The sequence below is a fragment of the Amycolatopsis sp. AA4 genome (assembly GCF_002796545.1).
Lineage (GTDB): Bacteria > Actinomycetota > Actinomycetes > Mycobacteriales > Pseudonocardiaceae > Amycolatopsis.
The window spans coordinates 7,963,790-7,986,587 of record NZ_CP024894.1; the positions used below are offsets into that span (position 1 = coordinate 7,963,790).

22 protein-coding genes and 1 tRNA gene are annotated in these 22,798 nt (G+C 69.2%); 12 read left to right on the forward strand and 11 right to left on the reverse strand.

Features of this window, described 5'->3' with window-relative positions; genetic code table 11:
* Positions 1-162 (reverse strand): DUF4177 domain-containing protein, encoded by a 162-nt coding sequence (locus CU254_RS36815; protein WP_020664158.1) that lies wholly within the window; start codon positions 160-162, stop codon positions 1-3.
* Between the two features lie 141 nt (positions 163-303).
* Between CU254_RS36815 and CU254_RS36820 the strand changes: the two genes are divergently transcribed.
* Genes CU254_RS36820 through CU254_RS36830 form a run of 3 tightly spaced genes read left to right on the forward strand, consistent with a single transcriptional unit; the run spans position 304 to position 2,697 of the window.
* Positions 304-552 (forward strand): hypothetical protein, encoded by a 249-nt coding sequence (locus tag CU254_RS36820; protein WP_009084485.1) that lies wholly within the window; start codon positions 304-306, stop codon positions 550-552.
* A gap of 22 nt (positions 553-574) precedes the next feature.
* Entirely contained in the window at positions 575-1,579 is a 1,005-nt protein-coding gene (locus CU254_RS36825) for an ArsA-related P-loop ATPase (protein WP_009084487.1), read from the forward strand.
* On the forward strand, positions 1,579-2,697 hold the full coding sequence (locus CU254_RS36830) for an ArsA family ATPase (RefSeq protein WP_009084488.1): 1,119 nt from the start codon (positions 1,579-1,581) through the stop codon (positions 2,695-2,697). The genes CU254_RS36825 and CU254_RS36830 overlap by 1 nt, the downstream gene beginning before the upstream one ends.
* 36 nt (positions 2,698-2,733) lie before the next feature.
* Here the strand turns inward: CU254_RS36830 and CU254_RS36835 are convergent, their stop codons facing one another.
* Positions 2,734-3,030: a WhiB family transcriptional regulator gene (locus CU254_RS36835; RefSeq protein WP_037716044.1), complete on the reverse strand. Its 297-nt coding sequence runs from the start codon at positions 3,028-3,030 to the stop codon at positions 2,734-2,736.
* A 336-nt stretch (positions 3,031-3,366) separates the two neighbouring features.
* Between CU254_RS36835 and CU254_RS36840 the strand changes: the two genes are divergently transcribed.
* The 3 genes from CU254_RS36840 (at position 3,367) to CU254_RS36850 (ending at position 6,859) form a co-directional block, all read left to right on the forward strand.
* Positions 3,367-5,517: a transglycosylase domain-containing protein gene (locus tag CU254_RS36840; RefSeq protein ID WP_037716046.1), complete on the forward strand. Its 2,151-nt coding sequence runs from the start codon at positions 3,367-3,369 to the stop codon at positions 5,515-5,517.
* A gap of 258 nt (positions 5,518-5,775) precedes the next feature.
* Positions 5,776-6,756 (forward strand): metallophosphoesterase, encoded by a 981-nt coding sequence (locus CU254_RS36845; RefSeq protein WP_009084493.1) that lies wholly within the window; start codon positions 5,776-5,778, stop codon positions 6,754-6,756.
* A 29-nt stretch (positions 6,757-6,785) separates the two neighbouring features.
* Positions 6,786-6,859, forward strand: a tRNA-Pro gene (locus tag CU254_RS36850).
* Between the two features lie 225 nt (positions 6,860-7,084).
* Here CU254_RS36850 and CU254_RS36855 read toward each other — a convergent pair.
* Complete coding sequence (locus tag CU254_RS36855; RefSeq protein ID WP_037716047.1) at positions 7,085-7,828, reverse strand: methyltransferase domain-containing protein; 744 nt, start codon at positions 7,826-7,828, stop codon at positions 7,085-7,087.
* A gap of 39 nt (positions 7,829-7,867) precedes the next feature.
* Between CU254_RS36855 and CU254_RS36860 the strand changes: the two genes are divergently transcribed.
* Positions 7,868-9,715, forward strand: a complete 1,848-nt coding sequence (locus CU254_RS36860) for a prolyl oligopeptidase family serine peptidase (protein ID WP_037716049.1) — start codon at positions 7,868-7,870, stop codon at positions 9,713-9,715.
* A gap of 38 nt (positions 9,716-9,753) precedes the next feature.
* Here the strand turns inward: CU254_RS36860 and CU254_RS36865 are convergent, their stop codons facing one another.
* From CU254_RS36865 to CU254_RS36885, 5 genes are all read right to left on the reverse strand, one after another.
* The gene (locus tag CU254_RS36865) at positions 9,754-10,380 is read right to left on the reverse strand and encodes a TIGR03085 family metal-binding protein (RefSeq protein WP_009084499.1); all 627 of its coding nucleotides are present in this window, start codon (positions 10,378-10,380) and stop codon (positions 9,754-9,756) included.
* Positions 10,381-10,455: 75 nt separating this feature from the next.
* The gene (locus CU254_RS36870) at positions 10,456-11,847 is read right to left on the reverse strand and encodes a glutamate decarboxylase (protein WP_009084501.1); all 1,392 of its coding nucleotides are present in this window, start codon (positions 11,845-11,847) and stop codon (positions 10,456-10,458) included.
* Between the two features lie 94 nt (positions 11,848-11,941).
* The gene (locus CU254_RS36875; protein WP_009084503.1) at positions 11,942-12,418 is read right to left on the reverse strand and encodes a Dps family protein; all 477 of its coding nucleotides are present in this window, start codon (positions 12,416-12,418) and stop codon (positions 11,942-11,944) included.
* A gap of 41 nt (positions 12,419-12,459) precedes the next feature.
* Positions 12,460-12,882 carry an organic hydroperoxide resistance protein gene (locus tag CU254_RS36880; RefSeq protein WP_009084505.1) on the reverse strand — a complete coding sequence of 141 codons (423 nt, stop codon included), beginning with the start codon at positions 12,880-12,882 and terminating at the stop codon, positions 12,460-12,462.
* A gap of 132 nt (positions 12,883-13,014) precedes the next feature.
* Positions 13,015-13,587 carry an NADPH-dependent FMN reductase gene (locus CU254_RS36885; protein ID WP_199786085.1) on the reverse strand — a complete coding sequence of 191 codons (573 nt, stop codon included), beginning with the start codon at positions 13,585-13,587 and terminating at the stop codon, positions 13,015-13,017.
* 128 nt (positions 13,588-13,715) lie between these two features.
* On the opposite strand from CU254_RS36885, the gene CU254_RS36890 reads away from it, so the two are divergent.
* Positions 13,716-14,768, forward strand: coding sequence for an alpha/beta hydrolase (locus CU254_RS36890; protein ID WP_009084510.1), 1,053 nt, complete (start codon positions 13,716-13,718; stop codon positions 14,766-14,768).
* A gap of 112 nt (positions 14,769-14,880) precedes the next feature.
* Here the strand turns inward: CU254_RS36890 and CU254_RS36895 are convergent, their stop codons facing one another.
* Positions 14,881-15,438, reverse strand: coding sequence for a hypothetical protein (locus CU254_RS36895; RefSeq protein ID WP_009084512.1), 558 nt, complete (start codon positions 15,436-15,438; stop codon positions 14,881-14,883).
* A gap of 673 nt (positions 15,439-16,111) precedes the next feature.
* Between CU254_RS36895 and CU254_RS36900 the strand changes: the two genes are divergently transcribed.
* Positions 16,112-17,260, forward strand: a complete 1,149-nt coding sequence (locus CU254_RS36900) for an MFS transporter (protein WP_037718582.1) — start codon at positions 16,112-16,114, stop codon at positions 17,258-17,260.
* A 619-nt stretch (positions 17,261-17,879) separates the two neighbouring features.
* On the opposite strand, the gene CU254_RS36905 is transcribed toward CU254_RS36900, so the two are convergent.
* Together CU254_RS36905 and CU254_RS36910 are read right to left on the reverse strand one after the other, a co-directional pair.
* On the reverse strand, positions 17,880-18,257 hold the full coding sequence (locus CU254_RS36905; RefSeq protein ID WP_009084515.1) for a hypothetical protein: 378 nt from the start codon (positions 18,255-18,257) through the stop codon (positions 17,880-17,882).
* Between the two features lie 57 nt (positions 18,258-18,314).
* Positions 18,315-19,505, reverse strand: a complete 1,191-nt coding sequence (locus CU254_RS36910) for an RtcB family protein (protein ID WP_009084517.1) — start codon at positions 19,503-19,505, stop codon at positions 18,315-18,317.
* 176 nt (positions 19,506-19,681) lie between these two features.
* On the opposite strand from CU254_RS36910, the gene CU254_RS36915 reads away from it, so the two are divergent.
* The 3 genes from CU254_RS36915 to CU254_RS36925 all read left to right on the forward strand — a co-directional run bounded on the left by CU254_RS36915 (position 19,682) and on the right by CU254_RS36925 (position 22,757).
* Positions 19,682-21,145: a M48 family metalloprotease gene (locus CU254_RS36915; protein ID WP_009084519.1), complete on the forward strand. Its 1,464-nt coding sequence runs from the start codon at positions 19,682-19,684 to the stop codon at positions 21,143-21,145.
* Complete coding sequence (locus tag CU254_RS36920; protein WP_050788363.1) at positions 21,139-22,227, forward strand: DUF4034 domain-containing protein; 1,089 nt, start codon at positions 21,139-21,141, stop codon at positions 22,225-22,227. Before CU254_RS36915 ends, CU254_RS36920 begins: the two co-directional genes overlap by 7 nt.
* Positions 22,228-22,292: 65 nt before the next feature.
* Positions 22,293-22,757: a hypothetical protein gene (locus CU254_RS36925; protein WP_158688127.1), complete on the forward strand. Its 465-nt coding sequence runs from the start codon at positions 22,293-22,295 to the stop codon at positions 22,755-22,757.
* Positions 22,758-22,798: the final 41 nt, after the last annotated feature.

Genomic DNA, 22,798 nt, shown 5'->3' on the forward strand with positions numbered 1-22,798 from the left:
TCAGCTCTTCGGCCGCTTCAGGTACGCGACGTGCTGTTCGCCGCTCGGGTTGGGCAGCACGGTCACCAGCTCCCAGCCGTCCTCGCCCCACTGGTCGAGAATCTGCTTAGTAGCGTGGATCAGCAGCGGGACGGTGGCGTACTCCCATTTGGTCGCACTCATGACTCGGGAGCGTAACCAAGCGGGCAAGGCCCCTCCGGACCGCCGCCGCCGAAAGCCCGTCACCCGTCCAGGGGAGCGCCTGGCCGGACCGGACGAGTGTGGGTCACTTCACATTCGATCGTCGCTCGCTAGCGTGGGCGCGTGGAGACCTGGCGGATCGTCGCGACCGTGCTGCTCGCCGCGGCCGGGGTGCCGCTCGTGCTGGCCGTGATGGCCAAGACGCGGGACCGGATCGACAGTTCGGGCCAGGTGGCGATCGCCGGCGCGGTCACCCTCACCGGGCTGCTCGTGGTGGCAGTGCTCACGCTGACCGTGCTGCCGCCCCTGGTGACCTGGATCGTCGTCGCGGCGGTCGCCGCTGCGGTCAGCGTCATGATGCTGGCCAGCTGAGCACCGGTTTAGTGTTGAGCATGTGACCACACCCTCCGCCGGCTGGACCGACGAGCTCGCCAGGGCCCGGCTGCACTTCGTCACCGGCAAGGGCGGAACCGGCAAGACCACGCTCGCCGCGGCGCTGGGTCTCGCGCTCGCCGCGGGCGGCCGCCGGGTGCTCTTGATCGAGGTCGAGGGCCGCCAGGGCATCGCACAGCTCTTCGACACCGAACCGCTGCCGTACGCGGAACAGCGGATCGCGTCGGTCCCCGGCGGCGGCGAACTGCGCGCGCTGCACATCGACGTCGAAGCGGCGCTGCTCGAGTACTTCGAGATGTTCTACAACCTCGGTTTCGCCGGGCGGACGCTGCGCCGGATGGGGGCGATCGAGTTCGCCACCACGCTCGCGCCGGGCCTTCGCGACGTGCTGCTCACCGGGAAGATCAAGGAATGCGTCGGCCGCACGGAGTCCGACGGCCGGCACACCTACGACGCGGTCGTGGTCGACGCGCCGCCGACCGGGCGCGTCGTGAAGTTCCTCGACGTCACCAAGGCTCTCACCGACCTCGCCAAGACCGGCCCGATCCGCGGCCAGGCCGACGGCGTCGTCCGGTTGCTGCATTCCGGCGAGACCGCCGTGCACCTCACCACGCTGCTGGAGGAGATGCCGGTGCGAGAGACCGTCGAAGCGGTGGCTGAGCTCGACGGAGCCGACCTGCGGCCGGGTGCGGTGCTGGTGAACCGGGTCCGCCCGCCGCGGCTGCCCGCGCGGTCGGTGACCGCGGCCGCCGACGGCCGGGTGGACGCCGACCGGGTGCGCTCCGGCCTCGCCTCGGCCGGGCTGAACCTGCCCGAGGCGACGCTCGACGCGCTGGTCGAGGAGACCGTCGAGCACGCCGTCCGCGTCGCCGCCGAACAGCGGGCCCGCGAACAGCTCGCCGAGGCCGACCTGCCGACGCTGGAGCTGCCGGACCTGACCGACGGCATCGACGTCGCCGCGCTCTACGAACTCGCCGAAACGCTGCAGGAACAGGGGGTGCGCTGATGCCCGCCGACCCGACGCTCGACGTGGACGCCCTCCTCGACGACCCGGCCAGCCGCGTGATCGTGTGCTGCGGTTCCGGCGGCGTCGGCAAGACCACCACCGCGGCGGCGCTCGCGCTGCGGGCCGCCGAACGCGGCAGGCAGACCGTGGTCCTCACGATCGACCCGGCGCGCCGGCTCGCGCAGGCGCTCGGACTGCGCGAACTGGGCAATCACCCGAGGCAGGTCCAGGTCGACGGCTTCGAGCCCAAGGGCGAACTCTGGGCGATGATGCTCGACATGCGCCGCACGTTCGACGACATGGTGCGCGTGCACGCGGGCCCGGAACGGGCCGAGCAGCTGCTGCAGAACCCCTTCTACCAGACCATTTCCACGTCGTTCTCCGGCACGCAGGAGTACATGGCGATGGAAAAGCTCGGCCAACTCGCGGCGACCGACGAATGGGATCTGATCATCGTCGACACCCCGCCGAGCCGGTCCGCGCTCGACTTCCTCGACGCGCCGACCCGGCTGTCCACCGCGCTCGACGGCCGGATGATCCGCCTGCTCACCGGTCCGGCGAAGGCCGGCGGCTGGGGTCTGCGCAAGGTGGTCAGCGCCGGGTTCTCGATGTTCGCGAAGGCCGTCTCGACGATCATCGGCGGCCAGCTGCTGGCCGACGCGTCCGCGTTCATGCAGGCCTTCGACAGCATGTTCGGCGGCTTCCGCGAACGCGCGCGCAAAACCGCCGAGCTGCTGCGGTCGTCGGGCACCTCGTTCCTCGTGGTGGCCGCGCCGGAGCCGGACGCGCTGCGCGAGGCGTCCTACTTCGTGGAGCGCCTGGCCGGAGAGTCCATGCCGCTGGCCGGCTTGGTCGCCAACCGGACGCATCCGGTGCTCGCGCCGCTGTCCGCGACCGAAGCGCTGACCGCCGCGGAGTCGGTGCAGAACGCGCCGCTCGCCGAGGCCGTGCTTCGGCTGCACGCCGACCGGGTCGCGCTGGCCGAGCGGGAAAACCGCCTGCTGGCGCGTTTCACCCGCGCGCATCCCGAAGTGCCGTTGACCCGGGTGCCCGCGCTCGCCGGCGACGTGCACGACCTCGAAGGCCTGCGCGACATCGGAGCGAAGCTGGCGTCGTGAGCGGCTGCGCCGGAGCACAGCCGCTCACGCGCGGGTTCAGCCCGCCGCGGCGGCGGCCAGCGCGTCCCGCTTGGCCGCTTCGAGCAGGTCAGTCCAGCTGGTCACGTCCGGACGACGGCGCAGCAGGGCACGCCGTTCCCGTTCCGTCATCCCGCCCCAGACCCCGAAATTGATCCGGCCGTCGAGCGCCTCGGCGAGGCATTCGGTACGGACCGGGCACCCCATGCACACGGCTTTCGCCCTGTTCTGTTCCGCGCCTCGCACGAACAACCCGTCGGGATCGGCGTCCCGGCACGAGGCGTCGATCCGCCAGCCAACCTGATTGGTTTGCATACCCCCAGCTCCCTCATCTGGTGTATGGCACCAGCGAAGGCGAAGCTCCCGCTCCCACCCCCGCGAGCGTTTCCCACTGCGCCGCACGTCGGTGACGGCACCTCCCCGGTGCCGCTGCCGCCGTCCGGACCAGCCAGGCTCCCACCCGGGCTGCTCCGTCTGTCGGCATCTACGTGAGACGTTGACGGACTGTAGGGTCCCTCGGTTCCCTCCGTCGAGACCTAGCATGCATTCCGTTACCTGAGGTCACGACACGGGGTCCCGTTATCGCTCGTCAGAGGGGCGCGCGGGCGTGAGGTCACAAAGGCGACACGGGCCTTCAGTACCCTGGCTTTCGTGCGCAAAACGGATGGTCTTTTCAAGCTCCTCGGCCTGTGCCTGCTGGCAGGGGTGCTGGTCGCCGGGATCATGTTCCCGGTGGTGGGCGCCGCGGGGGTCGTGTCCAACCAGGCGAGCGAGACGGTCGACAAGACGTCTTCCGACCTCGCCGACATCCCGCCGCCGCTGGTGACGACGATCACCGACTCCGGCGGGAAGCCGATCGCGACGCTCTACGACCAGTACCGCATCCCGGTCCGCCCCGACCAGATCAACCCGGCGCTGAAGTGGGCGCTGCTGTCGGCGGAGGACAAGGCGTTCTACGAGCACCACGGGGTGAACTGGGGCCGGACGCTGCGCGCCGCCGTCTCCAACACCGCGGGCGGGGACACGCAGGGCGCCTCGACGATCACGCAGCAGTACGTGAAGAACTACCTGATCAACGTCGTCTACCGGAACGACAAGAACGGCCAGGCGAAAGCGCAGGAGCAGTCGCTGTCGCGCAAGCTCAAGGAAGCCCGGATCGCGATCAACCTCGAGACGAAGCTCTCGAAGGACCAGATCCTGGCCGGTTATCTCAACATCGTGGAATTCTCCCGGAAGATCTACGGGGTCGGAGCGGCCGCGCACGCCTACTTCAACACCACGCCGGAGAACCTGACCGTCCCGCAGGCCGCGCTGCTCGCCGGCATCGTGAACAACCCGATCGTGCTCGACCCGTGGAACCACCCGGACAAGGCGACGAAACGGCGCAACCTGGTGCTCGACCGGATGGTCAGCAACCAGAAACTGGCGAAGGCGGACGCGGAGAAATTCAAGGCCGAGCCGCTCGGCGTCACGCCCGACACTCCCTCGAAGCCCCCGTCCAACTGCACCGGGGCCGGTCCCGAGAACGGCTTCTTCTGCCAATACGTCGAGGACTATCTGATCAAGTCCGGGATGTCGAAGGACCAGCTCTACACCGGCGGCTACACGATCAAGACCACGCTGGACGAAAAGGCCAACCACGAGGCGAAGGTCTCGGCCGAAACCCAGGTGAGCAAAACCCAGAAGAACGTCGCGAACACGCTTTCGCTGATCCGGCCGGGCAAGGACCGGCACGAAGTGGTGGCGCTCGCGGCGAACCGGGACTACGGCATCGACGCGGATCAAGGGCAGACGACCTACGCGCTCCCGTCCGGCGTGTTCAACACCGGCGGCGCGGGGTCGAGCTACAAGATCTTCACCACCGCGGCGGTGCTGAACCAGCACATCGCCGGGATCTACAGCAACATCCCGGTCGGCAACAGCTACGTCTCGCACGTGTTCACCGGCAGCCAGCCGCACTGTCCGCCGACCGGCGCGCCGAACACGCGCTGGTACTGCGTGGGCAACGCGTCCGATTCCTACCCCGAATCGGCTTCGCTGCAGATGGCACTGGCGACGTCGCCGAACACCGCGTTCGTGGCGCTGGAGGACAAGCTCGGCAGCACCGGGCCCGCCATCGACATGGCGACGAAGCTCGGTATGCGCGAGACCATGGCGAGCAACCCCGGCGGCGGCAAGGTCGACCCGAAGTCGACCGAGTCGAGCAAGAACCAGACCCAGGCCCAGGCTTACGGGCCCAAGGGCAAGTACCCGGGCACCGGTGCGTTCACGCTCGGCTTCAGCCCGACGAGCGGCCTGGAACTGGCGAACGTCGCCGCGACCATCCTGAGCGGCGGCAAATGGTGCCCGCCGACGCCGCTGGCCTCGGTGACCGACCGCGACGGAAAGCCGGTGCCGGTCAAGGAAGCGGCTTGCGAGCAGGTTGTGCCGGAAGGCCTCGCGAACACCATGGCGGTCGGCATGAGCAAGGACGACCAGCCCGGCGGCACGTCCGCCAAGGCCGCGGAAGCGGTCGGCTGGAACCGCCCGCTGGTGGGCAAGACGGGTACGACGCAGAACAACGGCTCGGCGACCTTCGTGGCCGGAACCCCGCAGATGGCCGGTGCGGCCATGGTGTTCCGTCCCGAAGGCGGCAGCGGCGGTCTTTGCTACAACGGCGTCGGCGACGTGTCCACCTGCGGCTCCGGAAACATGTTCGGTGGCAAGACACCGGCGCAGACGTGGTTCGGTGCGATGAAGAACATCATGGACGGCCAGCCGGTCGTGCCACTGCCGCCGGAGGATCCGGCGTACACCAACTGAATCCGGTGAAAACGGGACGGGAGACGCGACCTCCCGTCCCGTTTCACTTGTCCCGTCACCCTTTATCCGACGCCACGGAAGCGCCGCCACGACAGAGATAAATCCCGTCGGCAGGCTCCGCATCTCCGTCGGACTGGTCCAATCCAATCCAACGACGCCCGGTGCGGGCTGTCGCGAGAACGCCGTGGAGACCTTCGCCCTGCGCCATCCGGCACCGGCCACAGCGGACGACCCGATCGAACACGTATCCTCGACCCTGTGAGCACGCTCGGTAACTCCAGTCCGCCCGGGGGCACCGCGAAGCGGTGGGCCGCGGGGACCATCGCCCTCGGGGCCGCCACCCTCGGTTACGCCGTCGGCATCGAACGCCGTCGCTACACCCTGCGGACCGTCGAATTGCCCGTGCTCGCGCCCGGCACGCCGCCGTTCACCATCCTGCACGTCTCCGACCTGCACATGCTTCCCGGGCACCAGGCCAAACAGCGCTGGGTCGCCGCGCTCGACGAGCTCGACCCGGACCTCGTCGTCAACACCGGCGACAACCTGTCCCACCGCACCGCAGTCCCCTCCGTGCTCCGCGCGCTCGGACCGCTGCTGGACCGGCCCGGGCTGTTCGTCTTCGGCAGCAACGACTACTACGCGCCCAAACCCAAAAACCCCGCGCGCTACCTCATGCCCCGCGGCAAAAAGAAGCGCATCCACGGCACCCAGCTGCCCTGGCGCGACCTCCGCGCCGCCTTCCTCGAACACGGCTGGGTCGACCTCACCCACGTCCGCCGCACCATCGACGTCGGCGGCCGCGCCGTCTTCGCCGCCGGAGTCGACGACCCCCACCTCCACCGCGACCGCTACTCCGACATCGCCGGACCCGCCGACACCGCCGCGGCCGTCCGCATCGGCGTCACCCACTCCCCCGAACCCCGCGTCCTCGACACCTTCGCCACCGACGGCTACGACCTCGTCCTCGCCGGCCACACCCACGGCGGACAGCTCCGCATCCCCGGCTACGGCGCCATCATCACCAACTGCGAACTCGACCGCAGCCGCGCCCGCGGCGCCTCCCGCTGGGGAGCCCGCATGTGGCTCCACGTCTCCGCCGGACTCGGCACCTCCCCCTACGCCCCCGCCCGCTTCGCCTGCCCGCCCGAAGCGAGCCTATTGACGCTGGTCCCGCGCGGATCCGGCACCTCCGACCCCCGCAAACCAGCCCCGCGTAAAGCCGCGAAACCCGTCCGCTAGACTTACTCCCGACCCGCTAAGCAGTACCTCGGGGTGTGGCGCAGCTTGGTAGCGTGCCTCGTTCGGGTCGAGGAGGTCGTGGGTTCAAATCCCGCCACCCCGACTGGTGAGTGAGGGCTCTCTGTCTGCAAAAAGCGCAGACTGGGAGCCCTCACTTCGTTATTTCCTCTGGGGGTCGGACCCCCAGGCCCCCGCCAGGGGGCTCGCCCCCTGGACCCCCGAAGGTGCATCGGTTGCGGTTGGGCGTCGTGTGGCCCTGCGCCTCCGAAGGTGCATCGGCTGCGGTTGTCGTGGTCGTGCGGCCTTGACCCCTCGGCAGGTGCGGCGGTTAGCGGGTGGCGGTTAGTTCTTGCCAGCATTGGTGGAAGTCGCCGATGGCGGGGGATTTCGTCCAGGACCAGGCGGAGCGGGCGGCTGAGGTTAGTTGGTCGTGGTCTTTGGTCAGGGGTTGCGACAGGGCGGTGGCCAGGCGGGACTCCACGTAGGTGGCCAGGGCTCGGTAGGTCAGATCTTCTCGGTAGCGCGTGCGTTCGGTGATGTTCGTGAAGCCCGCGGCGGCTAGTTTCGCGGCGATTGTGCGGCCGCTGAAAGGGTCGCCGCCGCAGGCGCGGCGCAGGAGATAGTGGCCGCGCAGGGCGGCGTCTACGTTCGCGGTTCTTGGGCGGATTTTGGCTCTGCTCCAGTCTGAGGTGGAGATTGCCAGATGGCCGCCCGGGCGGAGGACTCGGCGGATTTCGGCTAGCGCGGCGGCGGGGTTTGTCAGGTGTTCGAAGAGGGCGTGGGAGAAGACTGTGTCTATTGAGGCGGTTTTGAACGGCAGGGCGTAGGCGGTTGCCGTTAGGTAGTCCACTGTGGACGTCGTGGCTAGTAACGGGTGGTGGATGTCTACGCCGATTACGTGACAGGCGGGGGCCAGGGTCGCGGTGATGGAGCCTTGGCCGCAGCCTAGGTCCAGGACGCGGGAGCCTGGGGTGAAGAGCGGTTGGGCGAACGCGGCGCGGTCACTCGCTGTGCGTGTGTTCATCATCGACAGCGCGTCTTGGGCATAGCCCGGCGCGTAACCCTCCAGCACCCCGCACAGAGTACGGGTGAGAGGTGGCAGGATCGAGGGGTGAGCACGCAGTCAGGCAACCAAAATCCGCCCGCGGTGGTCCCGGACCGCCTGTTCGACGACCCCGAAGCCGAAAAGCGCTGGCTGGCGCGGTTCCACGCGCCCCGCATCTCGGTGCCCGAATGGGCCCGCGACGCCCCGGACGCCAACGTGTACGTCTCCAACGGCAGCGGCGTATGGGAGGTTTACGCGTGGGACCGGGCCACCGACAGTCACCGACGCGTCACCAACCGGCCCAACGGCACCCTGCACGCCACGCCCTCGCCCGACGGGACCGCCATCTGGTGGTTCGACGACACCGACGGCGACGAGTTCGGATCCTGGCGCAGCCAGCCGTTCGACGGCGACAGCTCCGCAGCCGTCAAAGCACTGCCCGATATTCACGACGGATACCCGGCCGGCCTCGAGATCGGCCATCGAGTCATCGCGGCCGGCGTTTCGACCGACGACGGCAGCGAGCTGTTCGCGAAAATCGACGGCGAAACCACGCGGTTTTACCAGCACGCGGACGACGCCGGCATCGCGTCGATGTCCCGCGACGAAAGCCTGCTCGCCATTTCCCATTCCGAACACGGCGATTCCCGGCACCCGGCGTTGCGAGTGCTGTCCACCGACGGGTTCACCACCGTCGCGGAGAAGTGGGACGGCGAAGGAAAAGGCTTGCAGGCGCTGGAATTCTCGCCGCTGCCCGGCGACCAGCGCCTCCTCGTCCTGCACGAGCGCCGCGGTCGCGAAGAACTGCTGGTGTGGGACGTGCAGGCGGACACCGAGACCGAACTGCTGATTGATCTGCCCGGCGAGGTCGTCGCGGACTGGTATCCGGACGCCCGCGCTTTGCTCGTCGTGCACTTCCACGAGGCACGCAGTTCGTTGTACCGCTACGACCTCGACACCGGCGAACTGTCCGCTGTGGACACTCCGGCCGGACGGATCGGCGGCGCGGGCGTGCGGCCGGACGGCACCATCGAGTACTCGTGGTCCAGCGCCGCGGAGCCGGCTGCGGTCCGAGCCCGCGCGGCGGACGGCACGGACTCCGTGCTGCTGACGCCGCCGGGCGAGCGCGCACCCGGTTCGTCGCCGGTCACCGACGCGTTCGTCGAGGGCGTCGGCGGCCGGATCCACGCGCTGGTTTCCCGGCCCGAGAACGCGCCCGAAGGCCCGTTGCCGACGGTGTTCTCCCTGCACGGCGGCCCGCACGCGGCCGACGAGGACCGGTTCTCCGCCTACCGCGCGACGTGGCTGGACGCCGGATTCGCCGTGGTCGAGGTGAACTACCGCGGCTCCACCGGCTACGGCTCGGCGTGGCGGGACGCCATCGAAGGCCGACCGGGCCTGACGGAACTGGAAGACGTCGCGGCGGTCCACGACTGGGCAGTCGAAAGTGGACTGTCCGATAAGGACAAGTGCGTCGTGAACGGCGCTTCGTGGGGCGGCTATTTGACGCTGCTGGCGCTGGGCACCCAGCCGACCCGATGGGCCGCTGGGGTCGCGGGCGTTCCGGTGGCCGACTACGTGGCCGCGTACGAGGACGAGATGGAACAGCTGCGCTCGTTCGACCGCGCCCTGTTCGGCGGCTCTCCGGAGGACGTACCGGCGGTGTACCGCGAATGCTCGCCGCTGACGTACGTGGACGCGGTCGCCGCCCCGGTGCTGATCCTGGCCGGCGACAACGACCCGCGATGCCCGATCCGGCAGATCGAGAACTACCTGGACCGCCTTGCCAAGCGCAACGCGCCGCACGAGTTCTACCGCTACGACGCGGGGCACGGCTCGCTGGTGATCGCGGAGACGATCAAGCAGACGTCCATCGAGGTGTACTTCGCTCTGCGGGCTTTGGGAATGCGCTGAGGGTTCGGGCCGTCCAGGGGGTTCCTGGACGGCCCGGCTCACAGCCCGCGCTTAGCGCCCTTCAACCGCGCCACCGCGGCCTCGTCGCCCTCAAACTCCACCTGCACCGCATCGCGGCCGAAGACGAACAGCAGCAGTTCCACCGGCTCGCCCACCACCGTCACCACCGGCGCACCCGACTTCACCGAGGCCGACTTGCCGTCGGGGGTCCGGAGCACCACTCCGACCGGGGACTTGCGCAGGTTCAGCTGCGCCGTCCGCGTCGCCAGCCGCCAGGCCGCACCGTCTCGGGACGGGTCGGCGGGCCGTGGCGTCCACTCCGGTTGGGCTCGGCGGACATCCTCGTGGTGCACCAGGAACTCCGCACCGTTCGCCGCCTCGTCCACCGGGCCGAACGACGTCGGCCAGAAGCGGGACGGGCCGCGGCGGACCGTCGCTACCAGCTCGTCCCACGCGCGCGCCGCGACGCCGTCTTGCACCTTCTGCGTGTGCCCGGCGAGGGCGGGCACCACGATGCCCGGCATCGCGTCCGGCCGATGCTCCCGCACGACCAGGTGCGCGGCCAGATCCCGCGTCTGCCAGCCCTCGCACAGGGTCGGGGCGTCCGGGCCGAGCTGCTCGAAGAGGTCGCTCAGCGCTTGGCGTTCGTCTTTGGCAAGGCCCATGTCTAGGGACAGTACTGCGTGGCGAAGCCACTCCGTTGAGGGCGGCGGAGGGGAGGAAGGCGGAGTACTCGCCAGTTAGTGGTGGAATGCCGTCGATGTGGCCGGGTCGTGTTGCGGGGAGGGCTGGCGGTTCAGCTCCGGCAGGATCCGCTTCAGGTCGGCGAGCAGCAGGTCGGCCAGGTCGTGCGTGAACCCGTTGCGGACGACGATGCGCAGCACTGCCAGGTCGGTGCGGTTGTCCGGGAACGTGTACGCGGGCACGAGCCAGCCGCGTTCGCGGAGGCGGCGGGACACGTCGAAGACATCGAACGAACTGACGTCCGACCGGGTGGTGAAGGCGAATACCGGCAGCTGGTCGCCGCGGGTGAGCAACTCGAACGGCTCCAGCTTGGAGATCTCGTCGGCCAAGTACGTCGCCACGTCGCGCGAAGCTTGTTGCACCACCCGGAAACCTTCGCGGCCCAGCCGGACGAAGGTGTAGTACTGCGCGGCGACTTCCGAGCCGGGGCGGGAGAAGTTGAGCGCGAAGGTCGGCATGTCGCCGCCGAGGTAGTTGACGTTGAACACCAGCTCTTCCGGCAGCGCCGCCTTGTCGCGCCAGACCACCCAGCCGACGCCGGGGTACACGAGGCCGTATTTGTGCCCGGAGGTGTTGATCGACGCGACGCGCGGCAGCCGGAAGTCCCATTCCAGGTCCTCGTCGAGGAACGGGGCGATCATCGCGCCGGACGCGCCGTCGACGTGCACCGGGATGTCCCAGCCGGTCCGCTCCTGCAGCGCGTCGAGGGCGGCCGCGATCTCGGCGACCGGCTCGTAGCTGCCGTCGAAGGTCGAACCGAGGATCGCGACGACGCCGATGGTGTTCTCGTCGCAGAGCTTCACCGCTTCTTCCGCGGACAGGTGGTACCGGTCGCCCTCCATCGGCACCAGGCGCGGTTCGACTTCCCAGTATTCGCAGAATTTTTCCCAGCAGACCTGGACGTTGATGCCCATCACCAGGTTCGGCTTCCCGCTGCGGCCCAGCTTCGCCCAGCGCCGCTTCAACGCCATGCCGGCGAGCATGCAGGCCTCGGACGAGCCGGTGGTCGAGCAGCCCATGATGTTCGCGGGATCCGGGGCGTGCCACAGATCGGCGAGGATGTTGACGCAGCGCCGCTCGAGTTCCGCGGTCTGCGGGTACTCGTCCTTGTCGATCATGTTCTTGTCGACGCATTCGGCCATCAGCTCGCGCGCCTGCGGCTCCATCCACGTCGTGACGAACGTGGCGAGGTTGAGCCGCGCGTTGCCGTCGAGCATCAGCTCGTCGCGCACCAGCTGCAGTGCCGTGTCCGGCGGCAGCGAATCGTCCCGCAGCCGGTCGCGCGGCATCGTGAAGTTCGCGGCGAGCGCCGGATTGCTCCCCGCGTACAACGGATTCGTGCCGGTCTTCCGGTCTGCCCGATCTTGTTTCCCCTGATGCAGCACCATGTCAGCGAACCTACTGCCGGGCGGCCGGAACGACCACCGGATGCGGAAAAGCCGTCCGCGGCGAGGCGGACGGCTTTTCTTCCCCGGAAGCGGATCAGGCCTGCTGCGCCTGCCACATCCAGTGCGCCTCTTCCAGCGCGCGGGTGATCTCGATCAGCAGATCCTGCGTCACGAGGTCGCTCTTGTCGGTCTCGTCGATGCGCTTGCGGAGCCGCTCGATCAGGGCCGCGAGGGTGTCGACGATCGCGGCGATGGTCGATTCGACGGACTGCCAGTTGTCCGGGTACTCCGGCGCACCGGAGGTCGCCACCACGGTCTTCGCCTTGCCGTTGGGCGAAATCCCGATGGCGGCGGCGCGCTCGGCCACCTCGTCGACGTACTGCCGCGCGGTCGACACCAGCTCGTCGAGCTGCAGGTGCGCGCTGCGGAAGTTCTGTCCCACGACGTTCCAGTGCGCCTGCTTCGCGATCAGCGAGAGGTCGATCAGGTCGGCCAGCGTCGCCTGCAGCGCGTTGCCGGTGATCTCCTTGTCCGCGTCGGAAAGCGGGCTCTTGATGGGGGAAGTGGTCATCTCGGGTGTCCCTCCTCGGTCTTGATCCAGACGGTGCCTAATCAGACGGTGGTGGTCAGCTCCACCTCGATGTTGCCGCGCGTCGCGTTGGAGTACGGGCAGACCTGGTGCGCCTGCTCGACCAGCTGGTCGGCGTCGGCCTTCGCCAACCCGGGCAGCGACACGTCGAGCCGCACGCCGAGCTGGAATCCGACGTCCTTCTTGAACACGCTGACCGAACCGGTCACCGTCGCGGCCGGCAGCGCGACCTTCGCCTGCCGGGCCACGGCCTGCAGCGCGCTCAGGAAGCACGCGGAGTAGCCCGCGGCGAACAGCTGCTCCGGATTCGTTTTGTCCCCGCCGGGACCGCCCATTTCCTTGGGGATCGCCAGCGACTCGTCCAGCACGCCGTCCGAGGACGTCACGTCGCCGTTGCGGCCTTCTCCTCGCGCGGTCGCGACAGCGGTGTAGATCGGCTCGGCCATGCGGGTTACCTCCTCATCGGGACGCCTCCGGAGTCAGCGTCTCAATGAGTTCAACGCCCCGCATCCGCGGAACAGTGCCCCGGCATGGCAGTCATCACCCCGGGAATAACCGGGATCCGAGGAGGCGAAACGTCAGTGTGCGCGAAGCAACGCGTGCTCCGCGACCTGCTGTCCGATCAGCCGCAACGTGCGGACGCTCTTCTCGTCCGACGCGCCGCCGCCCTCGTCGAATTTCGTCTCGGCGGAGTTGATCGAACCACCCAACGGGGTGGACCAGCCGCGCAGCGCGTGCGTGATCGTGCGGAGCTGTTCGAGCGTGGTGACCGCGGCCTGCCAGCCGTACGCGACGGCGGCGAGACCCACCGCGCGGCCGTCGAGGTACGGGCGGGTGTCCTCGCGAAGGTCTTCGACGTAGTCCAGGGCGTTCTTGACCAGCCCGGACAGCCCGCCGTGGTAGCCCGGCGAGACGACGATGAGCCCGTCCGCCTGGCGGATGCCCTCGATGAGCTTCCGCGCGCGTTCGTTCCGCTCCGGGATGGCGGTGTCGTAGAACGGCAGGACCAGCTCGGGACCCGGGATCAGCTCGGTCACGACGCCGCGTTCTTCGGCGGCGGCGAGCGCGATGCGCAACGCGCGCTCGGATTGCGAGCCCTCTCGCAGCGAGCCGCCGATACCCAGCACCTTGACGCTTTTGGCGGAAGTCACAGGTCGAGGCTAACCCCTCGACCTAACTAGAGGACCAGGATCTGAGACGGAGGCTTGGGTCACACACCGACTGGACCAACGTACCTACTGGCAAGTAACCTCGGCGCATCGGCGTTCGAGGAGGAACGATGGCCATTCCGCTGCAGATCCGCGCCCAGGCTGCCGCCGCGCAGTTGTTGTTCTGGCTGCCCCGGCCAGCGCGCAGGCTGATCGCCGGAGCGCCGCTGCGGCTCGACGGCCAGGAGCTCGCGCTCGACGCCCAGCTGCTGCTGAAGCTGCAGAAACTCTCCGGCGCCTCGCTGGTCAACGGGTCGGTCGAGCGGTCCCGAGCGCTGCTGGAAGCGAGCCAGCACCTGGTGAACGGCAAGCGGATCAACCCGGTCGCGACCCGGGACGTGGCCATTCCGTCCGGCGACGCGTCCCTCGAAGCCACTCTCTACACGCCCGCCGGGCTGCCGGAGCCGTCGCCGCTGCTGGTGTTCTTCCACGGCGGCGGATGGGTCATCGGCAGCCGGGCCACGCACGACAACGCCGCGCGCTACCTCGCGAAGCACGCGGGGGTGCGGGTGCTGTCGGTCGAGTACCGGCTCGCGCCGGAAAGCCCGTTCCCCGGGCCGGTGGAGGACGCGCTGGCCGCGTTCGACTACGCGTACGCCAAGGCGGCCGACCTCGGCGCGGACCCGGACCGGATCGCGGTGGGCGGCGACAGCGCGGGCGGCAACCTGTCCGCCGTCGTCGCGCTGGAGGCGACGCGGCGCGGCGGCCCGGCGCCCGCGTTCCAGCTGTTGATCTACCCGGCGGTCGACTTCACCACGCGCCGCCGGTCTCGCCAGTTGTTCGGCGAAGACCTCTTCCTCACCGACGAGGCGATGGTGTGGTTCGAGGGCCATTACGCGCCCGAAGGCATCGACAAGGCCGACCCGCGGATGTCGCCGTTGCTCGCGTCTGACCACAGTGGACTCCCGCCGGCCTACATCGTGACCGCGGGCTTCGACCCGCTGCGCGACGAAGGCGAGGCGTACGCGGAAAAACTGCGTGCCGCGGGGGTACCGGTGGCGCTCAGCCGACAGTCCGACCTGATCCACGGATTCCTCAACTTCGCCGGGGTCGGGACGCGGTTCCGGGAGGCGATCGCCGAGATGGCCGGTGCTCTGCGGGTGGGACTCGCCAAGCGGTCGTGAGCGGCAATGCCGGTGAGCACCGGCGTGCGCACTCACGAGCCCGGACATGGAACGGAGCCTGGCGCGGCGAACCGCACCAGGCTCCGGGCCTTCCCCCTCCCGTTCAGGCCGCTCAGGTACCCGGCACTGCCGCCGGGGCGGGCAGCGGCGGCGTCGGCAACGGCGGCACCGGAAGCGGCGGCACCGGAAGCCCGCCGAGGAGGCCGCCCAGAATGCCGGTCACCGCGGCGAGCAGGGCCTTGACCAGGTCGCTCACGATCTTCAGCGGTCCGGGCAGGTCCGGCAGCGACGGGATCGGCACTGGAAGCGGCGGCAGTTGCCGCGGCGTCGCCTTCGGGTTGCTGACGAGCCGGCTGGATTCGTCCGCGCGGAGCTTCGCCGCCGACGAGAGCTGCTGGGTTTCGGATTGGACCTGGTAGCGCTTGCCCGCCGCGATGTCCGCGAGCACCGGGCTGAGCCGGTCGAGGTCTGCCCTCGTCTTCGCGACATCGCCCGCGTACGCCACCTTGGTCAGGTCGTCACGCATTTGCAGCACCTGCGCGGCGACGGCCTGAGTGGCCGAGGAGCCCTTGCCGCCCGCCGGGCTCGCGGAGGCCATCCCCGAGGTGCCGACGGCCAGCAGACTGCCCGCGGCGACCACAGCGATGATCCGCCCGATCTTGCCTTTCATTCTTTACCTCCCTGGCCTTTGGGACCTGCCGGGTAAATCGATACCCGCCGTGTCGGCCCAGCACCAGCCGATCACCGGATAGGGAGTTTTTCTAACCCTTACGTGCCGAATCCAATAATCGGGAACCGGCCCGCAATTGATTAACGTGGGCGGCTTGCGCGTCCCCCGACGATCACGGACCGCGGACCCAAATCTGACTCATCGTAGCCGAATTGCCCGAATGGCCGCCTCGCTCACTCACACAGGCGTAGTTCGTGATCGATTACCTTCATCACCCCGTCGGGACGCGTGAACTCGCTCGTCCGACCGTGGAGGGTCCCCCACGCACGCACCGCCGCCCGCATTCGGGCCGGCTCCCCTTTTTCCTGGGGATCGCCCTCGCGCCGACCGGAAACTCCGAGGTCGGCGCAGAAATCTGAAAAACTGTTCGCGAATGGGTGGCGAGAAATGCTTATCCGTGCTGCCGAAGAAGTTAGCACCCAGGTCGCGAGCGCATTTTCCGGGTCCGCCGAACGCCTGCGCGACACCCGGACGGGTACCGGGCCGTCGCGCGGCAGGTGTGACGAAAAGAAGTTGCACGCTCGTACCAACTCTTGCTCTCATGGGGTACGTGCCTTTTCAGCCGTATCGCCGCGTCCTGAGCGTCCCTGGCGTCCGCCCGTCGATGACCCTGATGTTCTTCGCACGCGTGCCCATGACGATGACCGGCGTGACGCTGACGCTGTACGTCGTCAGCGGGCTCGGCCGGGGCTACGGCGCGGCGGGGGTCGTCGGCGCCGCCGTCACGCTGGGCATGGCACTCGGCGCGCCGATGATCGGGCGCACCATCGACCGGTACGGCCTGCGTCCAGTCGTCGCGGTGTGCGGGTTGTCGTCCACCGCGTTCTGGTTCGCGGCTCCGCATCTTTCGTACGAGGCGCTGGTGGTGTGCGCGCTGCCGGCCGGGGTGCTGTCGGTGCCCGCGGGTTCGCTGGCTCGGCAGATCCTGGCCGCGCTCGTGCCCGCGGAGCAGCGGCGCGCGGCGTACTCGCTGGACACGGTCCTGGTCGAGGCGTCGTTCATGATCGGCCCCGCGGCCGGGATCGCGGCGATCTCGTCGCTGTCGGCGACGCTGACGCTGAGCGGCATCGGCAGCATTTTCGGCGTCACCGCGCTGCTGATCTTCCTGCTCAACCCGCCAATCCGGAACGAGGACGAACTGGCCCCGGCCGGTACCGCGCGGCCGCCGCTGCGATCCTGGCTCACCGGGCGGCTGCTGGCGACCCTGCTGATCGCCGCCGGAACGATGTTCTGCCTGGTCGGCACCGAGGTCGCGACGCTGGCCGCACTGCGCTCGCACGGCGAGGTCGGCTGGACCGGCCTGGTCATCGCGGTGATGTGCGCGGCGTCGATGACCGGCGGCATCGTGCACGGCGCGGTGCGGAAGTCGCTGCCGCAGGGGTTGCTGATGCTGCTGCTGGCGCTGCTGGTGATCCCGGTCGGGCTCGCGACGCAGCCGTGGTGGCTGCTGATGCTCCTGCTGATCCCGACGAACCTGCTCTGCGCCCCGACGCTCGCCGCCACGACGGAATCGGTCAGCGAACTCGCGCCGCCCGCCGTCCGCGGCGAGGCGATGGGCCTGCAGGACGCGTCGACCCGGCTCGGACTGGCCGCGGGGAGCCCGGTGGTCGGTTACGCGATCGACCATTCGAGCCCGGCGTGGGGCTTCGCGGCAGCCGGACTCGGCGGCCTGGCCCTGGCGGCGCTGGGACTCGTGTGGTCGCTGCGCCGGAGTCCGGTGCAAACGCCTGCCCTGGCGGCGGCGGTGCGGGCTCGGCGCTGAGCTGCGCCAATGCCACGTTGGTTGCGTGTGACGCACCCAATGTGGCATTCGCTGCGCCGCATGCACCCAACGCGGCGTTGGGTGCGTCGCATGCACCCAATGTGGCATTGGTTGCGTCCCACGCACCCAATGTGGCATTCGCTGCGCCGCACGCACCCAACGCGGCATTGGTTGCGTCGCATGCACCCAATGTGGCATTGGTTGCGTCCCACGCACCCAATGTGGCATTCGCTGCGTCCCACGCACCCAACGCGGCATTGGTTGCGTCGCATGCACCCAATGTGGCATTGGTTGCGTCCCACGCACCCAATGTGGCATTCGCTGCGTCCCACGCACCCAACGCGGCATTGGTTGCGTCGCATGCACCCAACGCGGCACTCGCTGCATCCCACGCACCCAATGTGGCATTGGTTGCGTCGCACGCACCCAATGCCACATTGGGGTTCTTTCAATCGCGGGTCGCACGTTGGCGGGCGCAGGGTGCGGAGGTCCGTGAGGGATCCCGTCTCAGTCGGCGCACCCACCTTGCCTCGCGGGGCGGCTTCGCGACAGTGGCGCTCGCCCACGCAGCGCGCGCCCTCTCCCGGCAAGATTCGCCGAGCGCCGGGGCGGGCGAAGGTCAGGTGCAGGCCTTGCGCAGCGCGTCGAGCTTTTCCAGGTTCCGTTTGGTCCACCGGGCGATCACCCCGGCGTCCTCGAGGTGTTCCTTCTGCACCTGGACGTACGAGTCGGCCATGCCGAGCAGGGCGTTCTTGACGTTCTCTTCCTTGACGTCGGCCGCCAGCTCGCGCAGGCGTCGTTCCTTGTCCTGCGCGCGGGCCTTGAGCTTTTCGCCGTCCACCAACGGGTTCAGGTCGGCCAAGCCCAGCGCCTCGGTGCACGCGGAGACCTTGCCGACCGCGGAATTCGTCTGGTTGACCGCCGAATCGACCTGGTCGCATCCGGCCAGCACCGCCCCGGCCACCGCCAAGGCGACCGCCACCCCCCAGCTCTTCATGCTCTCAGGGTAGCGGGTCCCGCGGGCGCACCAGCGCGATTCGCCCGCGGGGCCAGCTCATCCCTTCACGCACACGACCTGCTTGAGGTGGGCGACCACCTCGACCAGGTCGGTCTGTGCCTGGATCACCGTCTCGATGTCCTTGTACGCGGCCGGGATCTCGTCGACGACCCCGGTGTCCTTCCGGCATTCCACGCCCGCGGTCTGCGCGGCGAGGTCGGCGGCGGTGAACGTCTTGCGGGCCTTCGTCCGCGACATCCGCCGTCCGGCGCCGTGGGACGCGGATTCGAACGACGCGGTGTTGCCCAGTCCGCGCACGATGTACGAACCCGTGCCCATGCTGCCCGGGATGATCCCGAGGTCTCCGGAGCCGGCCCGGATCGCGCCCTTGCGGGTGACGAGCAGGTCGACGCCGTCGTAGGTTTCCTCGGCGACATAGTTGTGGTGGCACGAAATCGCGTCGTCGAAACTCGTTCCCGGAATGACTTCCGAGACCGCGAGCTTCACCAGCGCGACCATCGTCGCCCGGTTCCGCGCGGCGTAATCCTGCGCCCAAAACAGATCGCGCCGGTACGCCTGCATTTCCGGCGTGTCCGCGACGAACACCGACAAGTCGGGGTCCGGCAGGTCCCGGTTGTGCGGCAGTTTCCGCGCGATCGCCATGTGCCGCTCAGCGAGTTCCTTGCCGATGTTGCGCGAACCCGAATGCAGCATCAGCCAGACCCGGCCCTCGTCGGCTCCGCCCTGTTCGAGGCAGACCTCGATGAAGTGGTTGCCGCCGCCGAGGCTGCCGATCTGGCGAGCCGCCCGGTCGTGCAGGTCCTGGACGCCCTCGTGCAGATCGCCGAACGACTTCCAGAACGTGTCCCAGCCGCCGACGCCGTGCACCTTCGCGGTGTTGACCGGCGTCTTGTGCAAGCCGAACCCGACCGGCACCGCCGCTTCGATCCGCTTGCGCAGCTTGCCGAGGTCGTCGGGCAGGTCGCTCGCGGTGAGCGACGTCCGCACCGCGCTCATCCCGCAGCCGATGTCGACGCCGACCGCGGCTGGCGACACCGCGTCGCGCATCGCGATGACGCTGCCCACCGTCGCGCCCTTGCCGTAGTGGACGTCCGGCATCACCGCGACGCCGTGCACCCACGGCAGGTTGGCGACGTTGCGCAACTGGCGCATGGCCTGGTCTTCGACCGACGCGGGATCTGCCCACATCCGGATCGGAACCCGCTCGCCGCCTACTGCCGTGTACATGACTTTCCTTTCCCAGAACGAGGTTTGCCCGCTCAGCATCCGCCACCCCGGCGCTCGCGACAACGGGTTTTCGGACACCGGGACATCGGTGAAACGAAATCGGGACTTCCGTCGATAACGGGCTCGGACGACCGGTTCGCCCAGGGTGCCGGTCTTGGGGAGGATTCCGTTTTTCCATGAAGTACTCGATGCGAGCGACGCTCGCGGTCTTGTTGCTGGCCGGTTTTCCGGTGCTGATGCTCGCCGTCGCCGGAGCGCTCGTCTGGCTCGAAGTCGCCGCGTTCCACGGGCATCCGTTCACCGCGGTGCGGCTCGGCTTCCTCGCCGTTCCGGTGCTGTATGTGCTGGCCACCGCCCTGCTGACGTTCGAACGGTCGCGCGACGACGTGGACGGCGTGCCGGTCACGCCCGAGGAGCAGCCTGAACTGTGGGCGACCGTCCGTGAACTCGCCCGGGAAGTCGGCACCCGGCCGCCGGACGAGATCTACCTCGTTCCGCAGGTCAACGCGGCGGTGAACGAGGAGACGCACTGGGCGGGCCTGCGCGTGCGGCGGCGCCGGATGTTCATCGGCGCACAGCTGTTCGCCGGGCTGCGGGTCAGTCAGCTCCGGGCCATTCTCGGGCACGAACTCGGCCAATACAGCAACCGCCACACCCGGTTCGCCGGCGCGACCTATCGCGGACGGCAGACGATCGGGCGAGTCGTGAGCGGACTCAGCTCGACTGGGTCCGGTCGGCTGCTGCGCCCGATCTTCACCGCGTACGCCACCGTGTACTTCCAGGTCTCGGCGCGCGTGAGCCAGCAACAGGAACTCGCCGCCGACACCGACTCCGCGCGGGTCGCCGGCACCGCCGCCGCGGCCAGCGCGCTGCGCGAGGTGGAAGTCCTCGACGCGGCGTGGTGGGTTTTCCTGAACGACTACGCGACGGTCGCCTGGTCCTCCGGATACCTGCCGGAACGGATGGCCGAGGGTTACCAACTGCTGATCTCCGACGAGAAGCGCGTGGCGGAAATGGCTTCCCTGCGAGAGAATCCGCCGACCCGGGCGGCCTCGAAGTACGACAGCCACCCGCCGGTCGCGGAACGGATCGCCCTGCTGGAAGCCGGGCCGGACGTCCCCGTGCCGCCCGGCGGCGAACGGCCCGCGACGGACCTTCTCCACAATGGACCGGAGCTGCTTGACGCGGTGCTGACGACTGGTTTCACGGAGGGAGCGGCCTCGAAGAAGAAACTCGACTGGGCCAGCCTGGTCGACGTCGGGGTCCGCGATTCGAATCAGGCCGAGGCGCTGCGAATTCTCCGCAGGCGCCGCATCGAGGACCTGCTGGACCTGCTCGACGCCGGACGCCTCGAGGACATCGCTGGTTCGACGGCTCCGCCGGAGGTCAAGGCGCGGGCGAAGCGCGAGCTTTACCGCCCGCTGGTCCACACTCGACTGTCCATTGTGCTGCACGCACGGCTCGCCAAAGCCGGTGCGGCGCACTGGGAACTGTCCTGGTCTGGACCAGCGAAGCTGGTGCTGGCCGAACCGTATGCCACCGAACTGGATCCCGCCGTCGGCGCGGCGGTCGACGGGAACACCGCGCCGCTGCGCGCGCTGCTCGCCCCGGTTCTTTCCGGAGAGGACAACCGTTGCTGAAACTGATCAAGCTCTACACCGTTCCGAAATACCGCCGGATGATGAAGGGGATCGCGAAAGACGCCAAGAAGCGCGGCTTGACCACCTCCGACTACATGCGCACGCTCGGCACCAGCGACCTGGCCCGTTATCTCGTTCCGCCGATCAAACCGGCGGACGTCGAACGGTTCGGCCTGCCGCCGGACGCCAAGCTCACCAAGAAACCGCTGCTGCCGGAGCCCGTCCGGGCCGCCAAAATCGCCCATGCCGCCGGGGACTGGCAGCCGGGCGCTGATCTGCTAGCCGGAATCGGACAGGACTGGGATCGGCGCAGTGCGGTCGTGAGCCTCCTCGGCGAGGTCGCGGCCGACGACGACACCGCGTTGAAGGCCTGGCGCGCGGCCCGGCCCGACGACGCGGACGCCGCCGCGGTCCACGCGGACGCGCTCACGGAGGTGGCGTGGCAGATCCGCAGCGCACGAGGGGCGAAACACGTCACCGCGGAGCGATTCGCGGGATTCCAGCGCGTGCTCAACGAGGCCGACGAGGCGAGCCAGACCGCCGCGGAACTCGCGCCGGAGGACCCGACGCCGTGGGCGATCCGGTGCATGATCGCGATGGGCCGCCAATACTGGCACGAGGAATTCCGCGCGGTGTGGGACGGCGCGATGGCTCGCGATCCGTTGCACGTCCACGCCCACGCGCGCGCCCTGCAGTACTGGTTCGGCAGTGACGATCTGATGTGGACCTTCGCCGAGGAGGGCGCGGAGAAGCATCCGAAACTGGCGTTTCTGCCGCTTGCCGCGGCGTTCGAGGCGTCCTTCGCGGGAGTCAAGGACGCGTGGCGGGACAGGCGCGTCGAGGCCGCGCTCGACCGGCTGCTGCCGTGGCTCGACGGCGAGGGCCGGGACGCGCCGGACACCCTGAACAGCCGCGCCTACGCGGCCCGCGCGCTCGTCGAACTTCGGCGTGGTTCCGAAGCGGTGGAGCAGTTCCGCCACCTCGGCCGGAGCGCGTCCGGCCGGGTGTGGTCGTACAGCGGTTTCGGCGCGATCCACGAATTCCGGACGCACCGGAGCCGGGCCTGCCGGCTCGCCAAGTAGCGGGGACCGGTCCCGGGAACCAGTGGTCTCCTGCTCCGGTTCCCGAGCCTGAGGTGGTGCCCGCGGTGTCCAGCCCTGACCAGCCGATGCCCGAGTCCGGCGAGAACGAGGTGCGGCGCGGAATCCGGTCGATGCGGTGGGCGATCGGCGGCCAGACCGTGCTCTGCCTGGCGCTCGCCGCGTTCGGCGGCTACCTGCTCGGGCTCGGCGGCGCCCCGAGCGCCGCGGCCTTGCCGGTGGCGATCGTGGCGATCAACTCGGCGCTGACCGTCGCGCTGGTGGTCTGCGCGGTCCTGCTGGGCAGGCGGCAGCGCAAGGTCATGCTCACGCTCGTCTGGCTGGAGTGCGGGTTCGTCGCACTGCTGCTGCTCGGCGCGATTCTGTCGTTCACCGCGGCTTCCGGGTCCTCGGGTGCGCCAGTCGGCCTGATTCTGTGGGGTTTCCTGATGCAGGCCGTGCTGCGGCCGCTGCAGAAGCCGGAGCTGCGGGCCGCTTTCGGGTTGAAACCCATCACCCGGCGGCAGAAATGAAAACTGCCCGGCCCCTTCGACAAGGGACCGGGCAGTTTCGC

Bases quoted from the DNA above. Each gene is read 5' to 3' on its own strand.
- CU254_RS36815 (WP_020664158.1), bottom strand. From the start codon at position 162: ATGAGTGCGACCAAATGGGAGTACGCCACCGTCCCGCTGCTGATCCAC.
- CU254_RS36830 (WP_009084488.1), top strand. From the start codon at position 1,579: ATGCCCGCCGACCCGACGCTCGACGTGGACGCCCTCCTCGACGACCCG.
- CU254_RS36835 (WP_037716044.1), bottom strand. From the start codon at position 3,030: ATGCAAACCAATCAGGTTGGCTGGCGGATCGACGCCTCGTGCCGGGAC.
- CU254_RS36865 (WP_009084499.1), bottom strand. From the start codon at position 10,380: ATGGGCCTTGCCAAAGACGAACGCCAAGCGCTGAGCGACCTCTTCGAG.
- CU254_RS36870 (WP_009084501.1), bottom strand. From the start codon at position 11,847: ATGGTGCTGCATCAGGGGAAACAAGATCGGGCAGACCGGAAGACCGGC.
- CU254_RS36875 (WP_009084503.1), bottom strand. From the start codon at position 12,418: ATGACCACTTCCCCCATCAAGAGCCCGCTTTCCGACGCGGACAAGGAG.
- CU254_RS36880 (WP_009084505.1), bottom strand. From the start codon at position 12,882: ATGGCCGAGCCGATCTACACCGCTGTCGCGACCGCGCGAGGAGAAGGC.
- CU254_RS36890 (WP_009084510.1), top strand. From the start codon at position 13,716: ATGGCCATTCCGCTGCAGATCCGCGCCCAGGCTGCCGCCGCGCAGTTG.
- CU254_RS36895 (WP_009084512.1), bottom strand. From the start codon at position 15,438: ATGAAAGGCAAGATCGGGCGGATCATCGCTGTGGTCGCCGCGGGCAGT.
- CU254_RS36900 (WP_037718582.1), top strand. From the start codon at position 16,112: ATGTTCTTCGCACGCGTGCCCATGACGATGACCGGCGTGACGCTGACG.
- CU254_RS36905 (WP_009084515.1), bottom strand. From the start codon at position 18,257: ATGAAGAGCTGGGGGGTGGCGGTCGCCTTGGCGGTGGCCGGGGCGGTG.
- CU254_RS36910 (WP_009084517.1), bottom strand. From the start codon at position 19,505: ATGTACACGGCAGTAGGCGGCGAGCGGGTTCCGATCCGGATGTGGGCA.
- CU254_RS36915 (WP_009084519.1), top strand. From the start codon at position 19,682: ATGAAGTACTCGATGCGAGCGACGCTCGCGGTCTTGTTGCTGGCCGGT.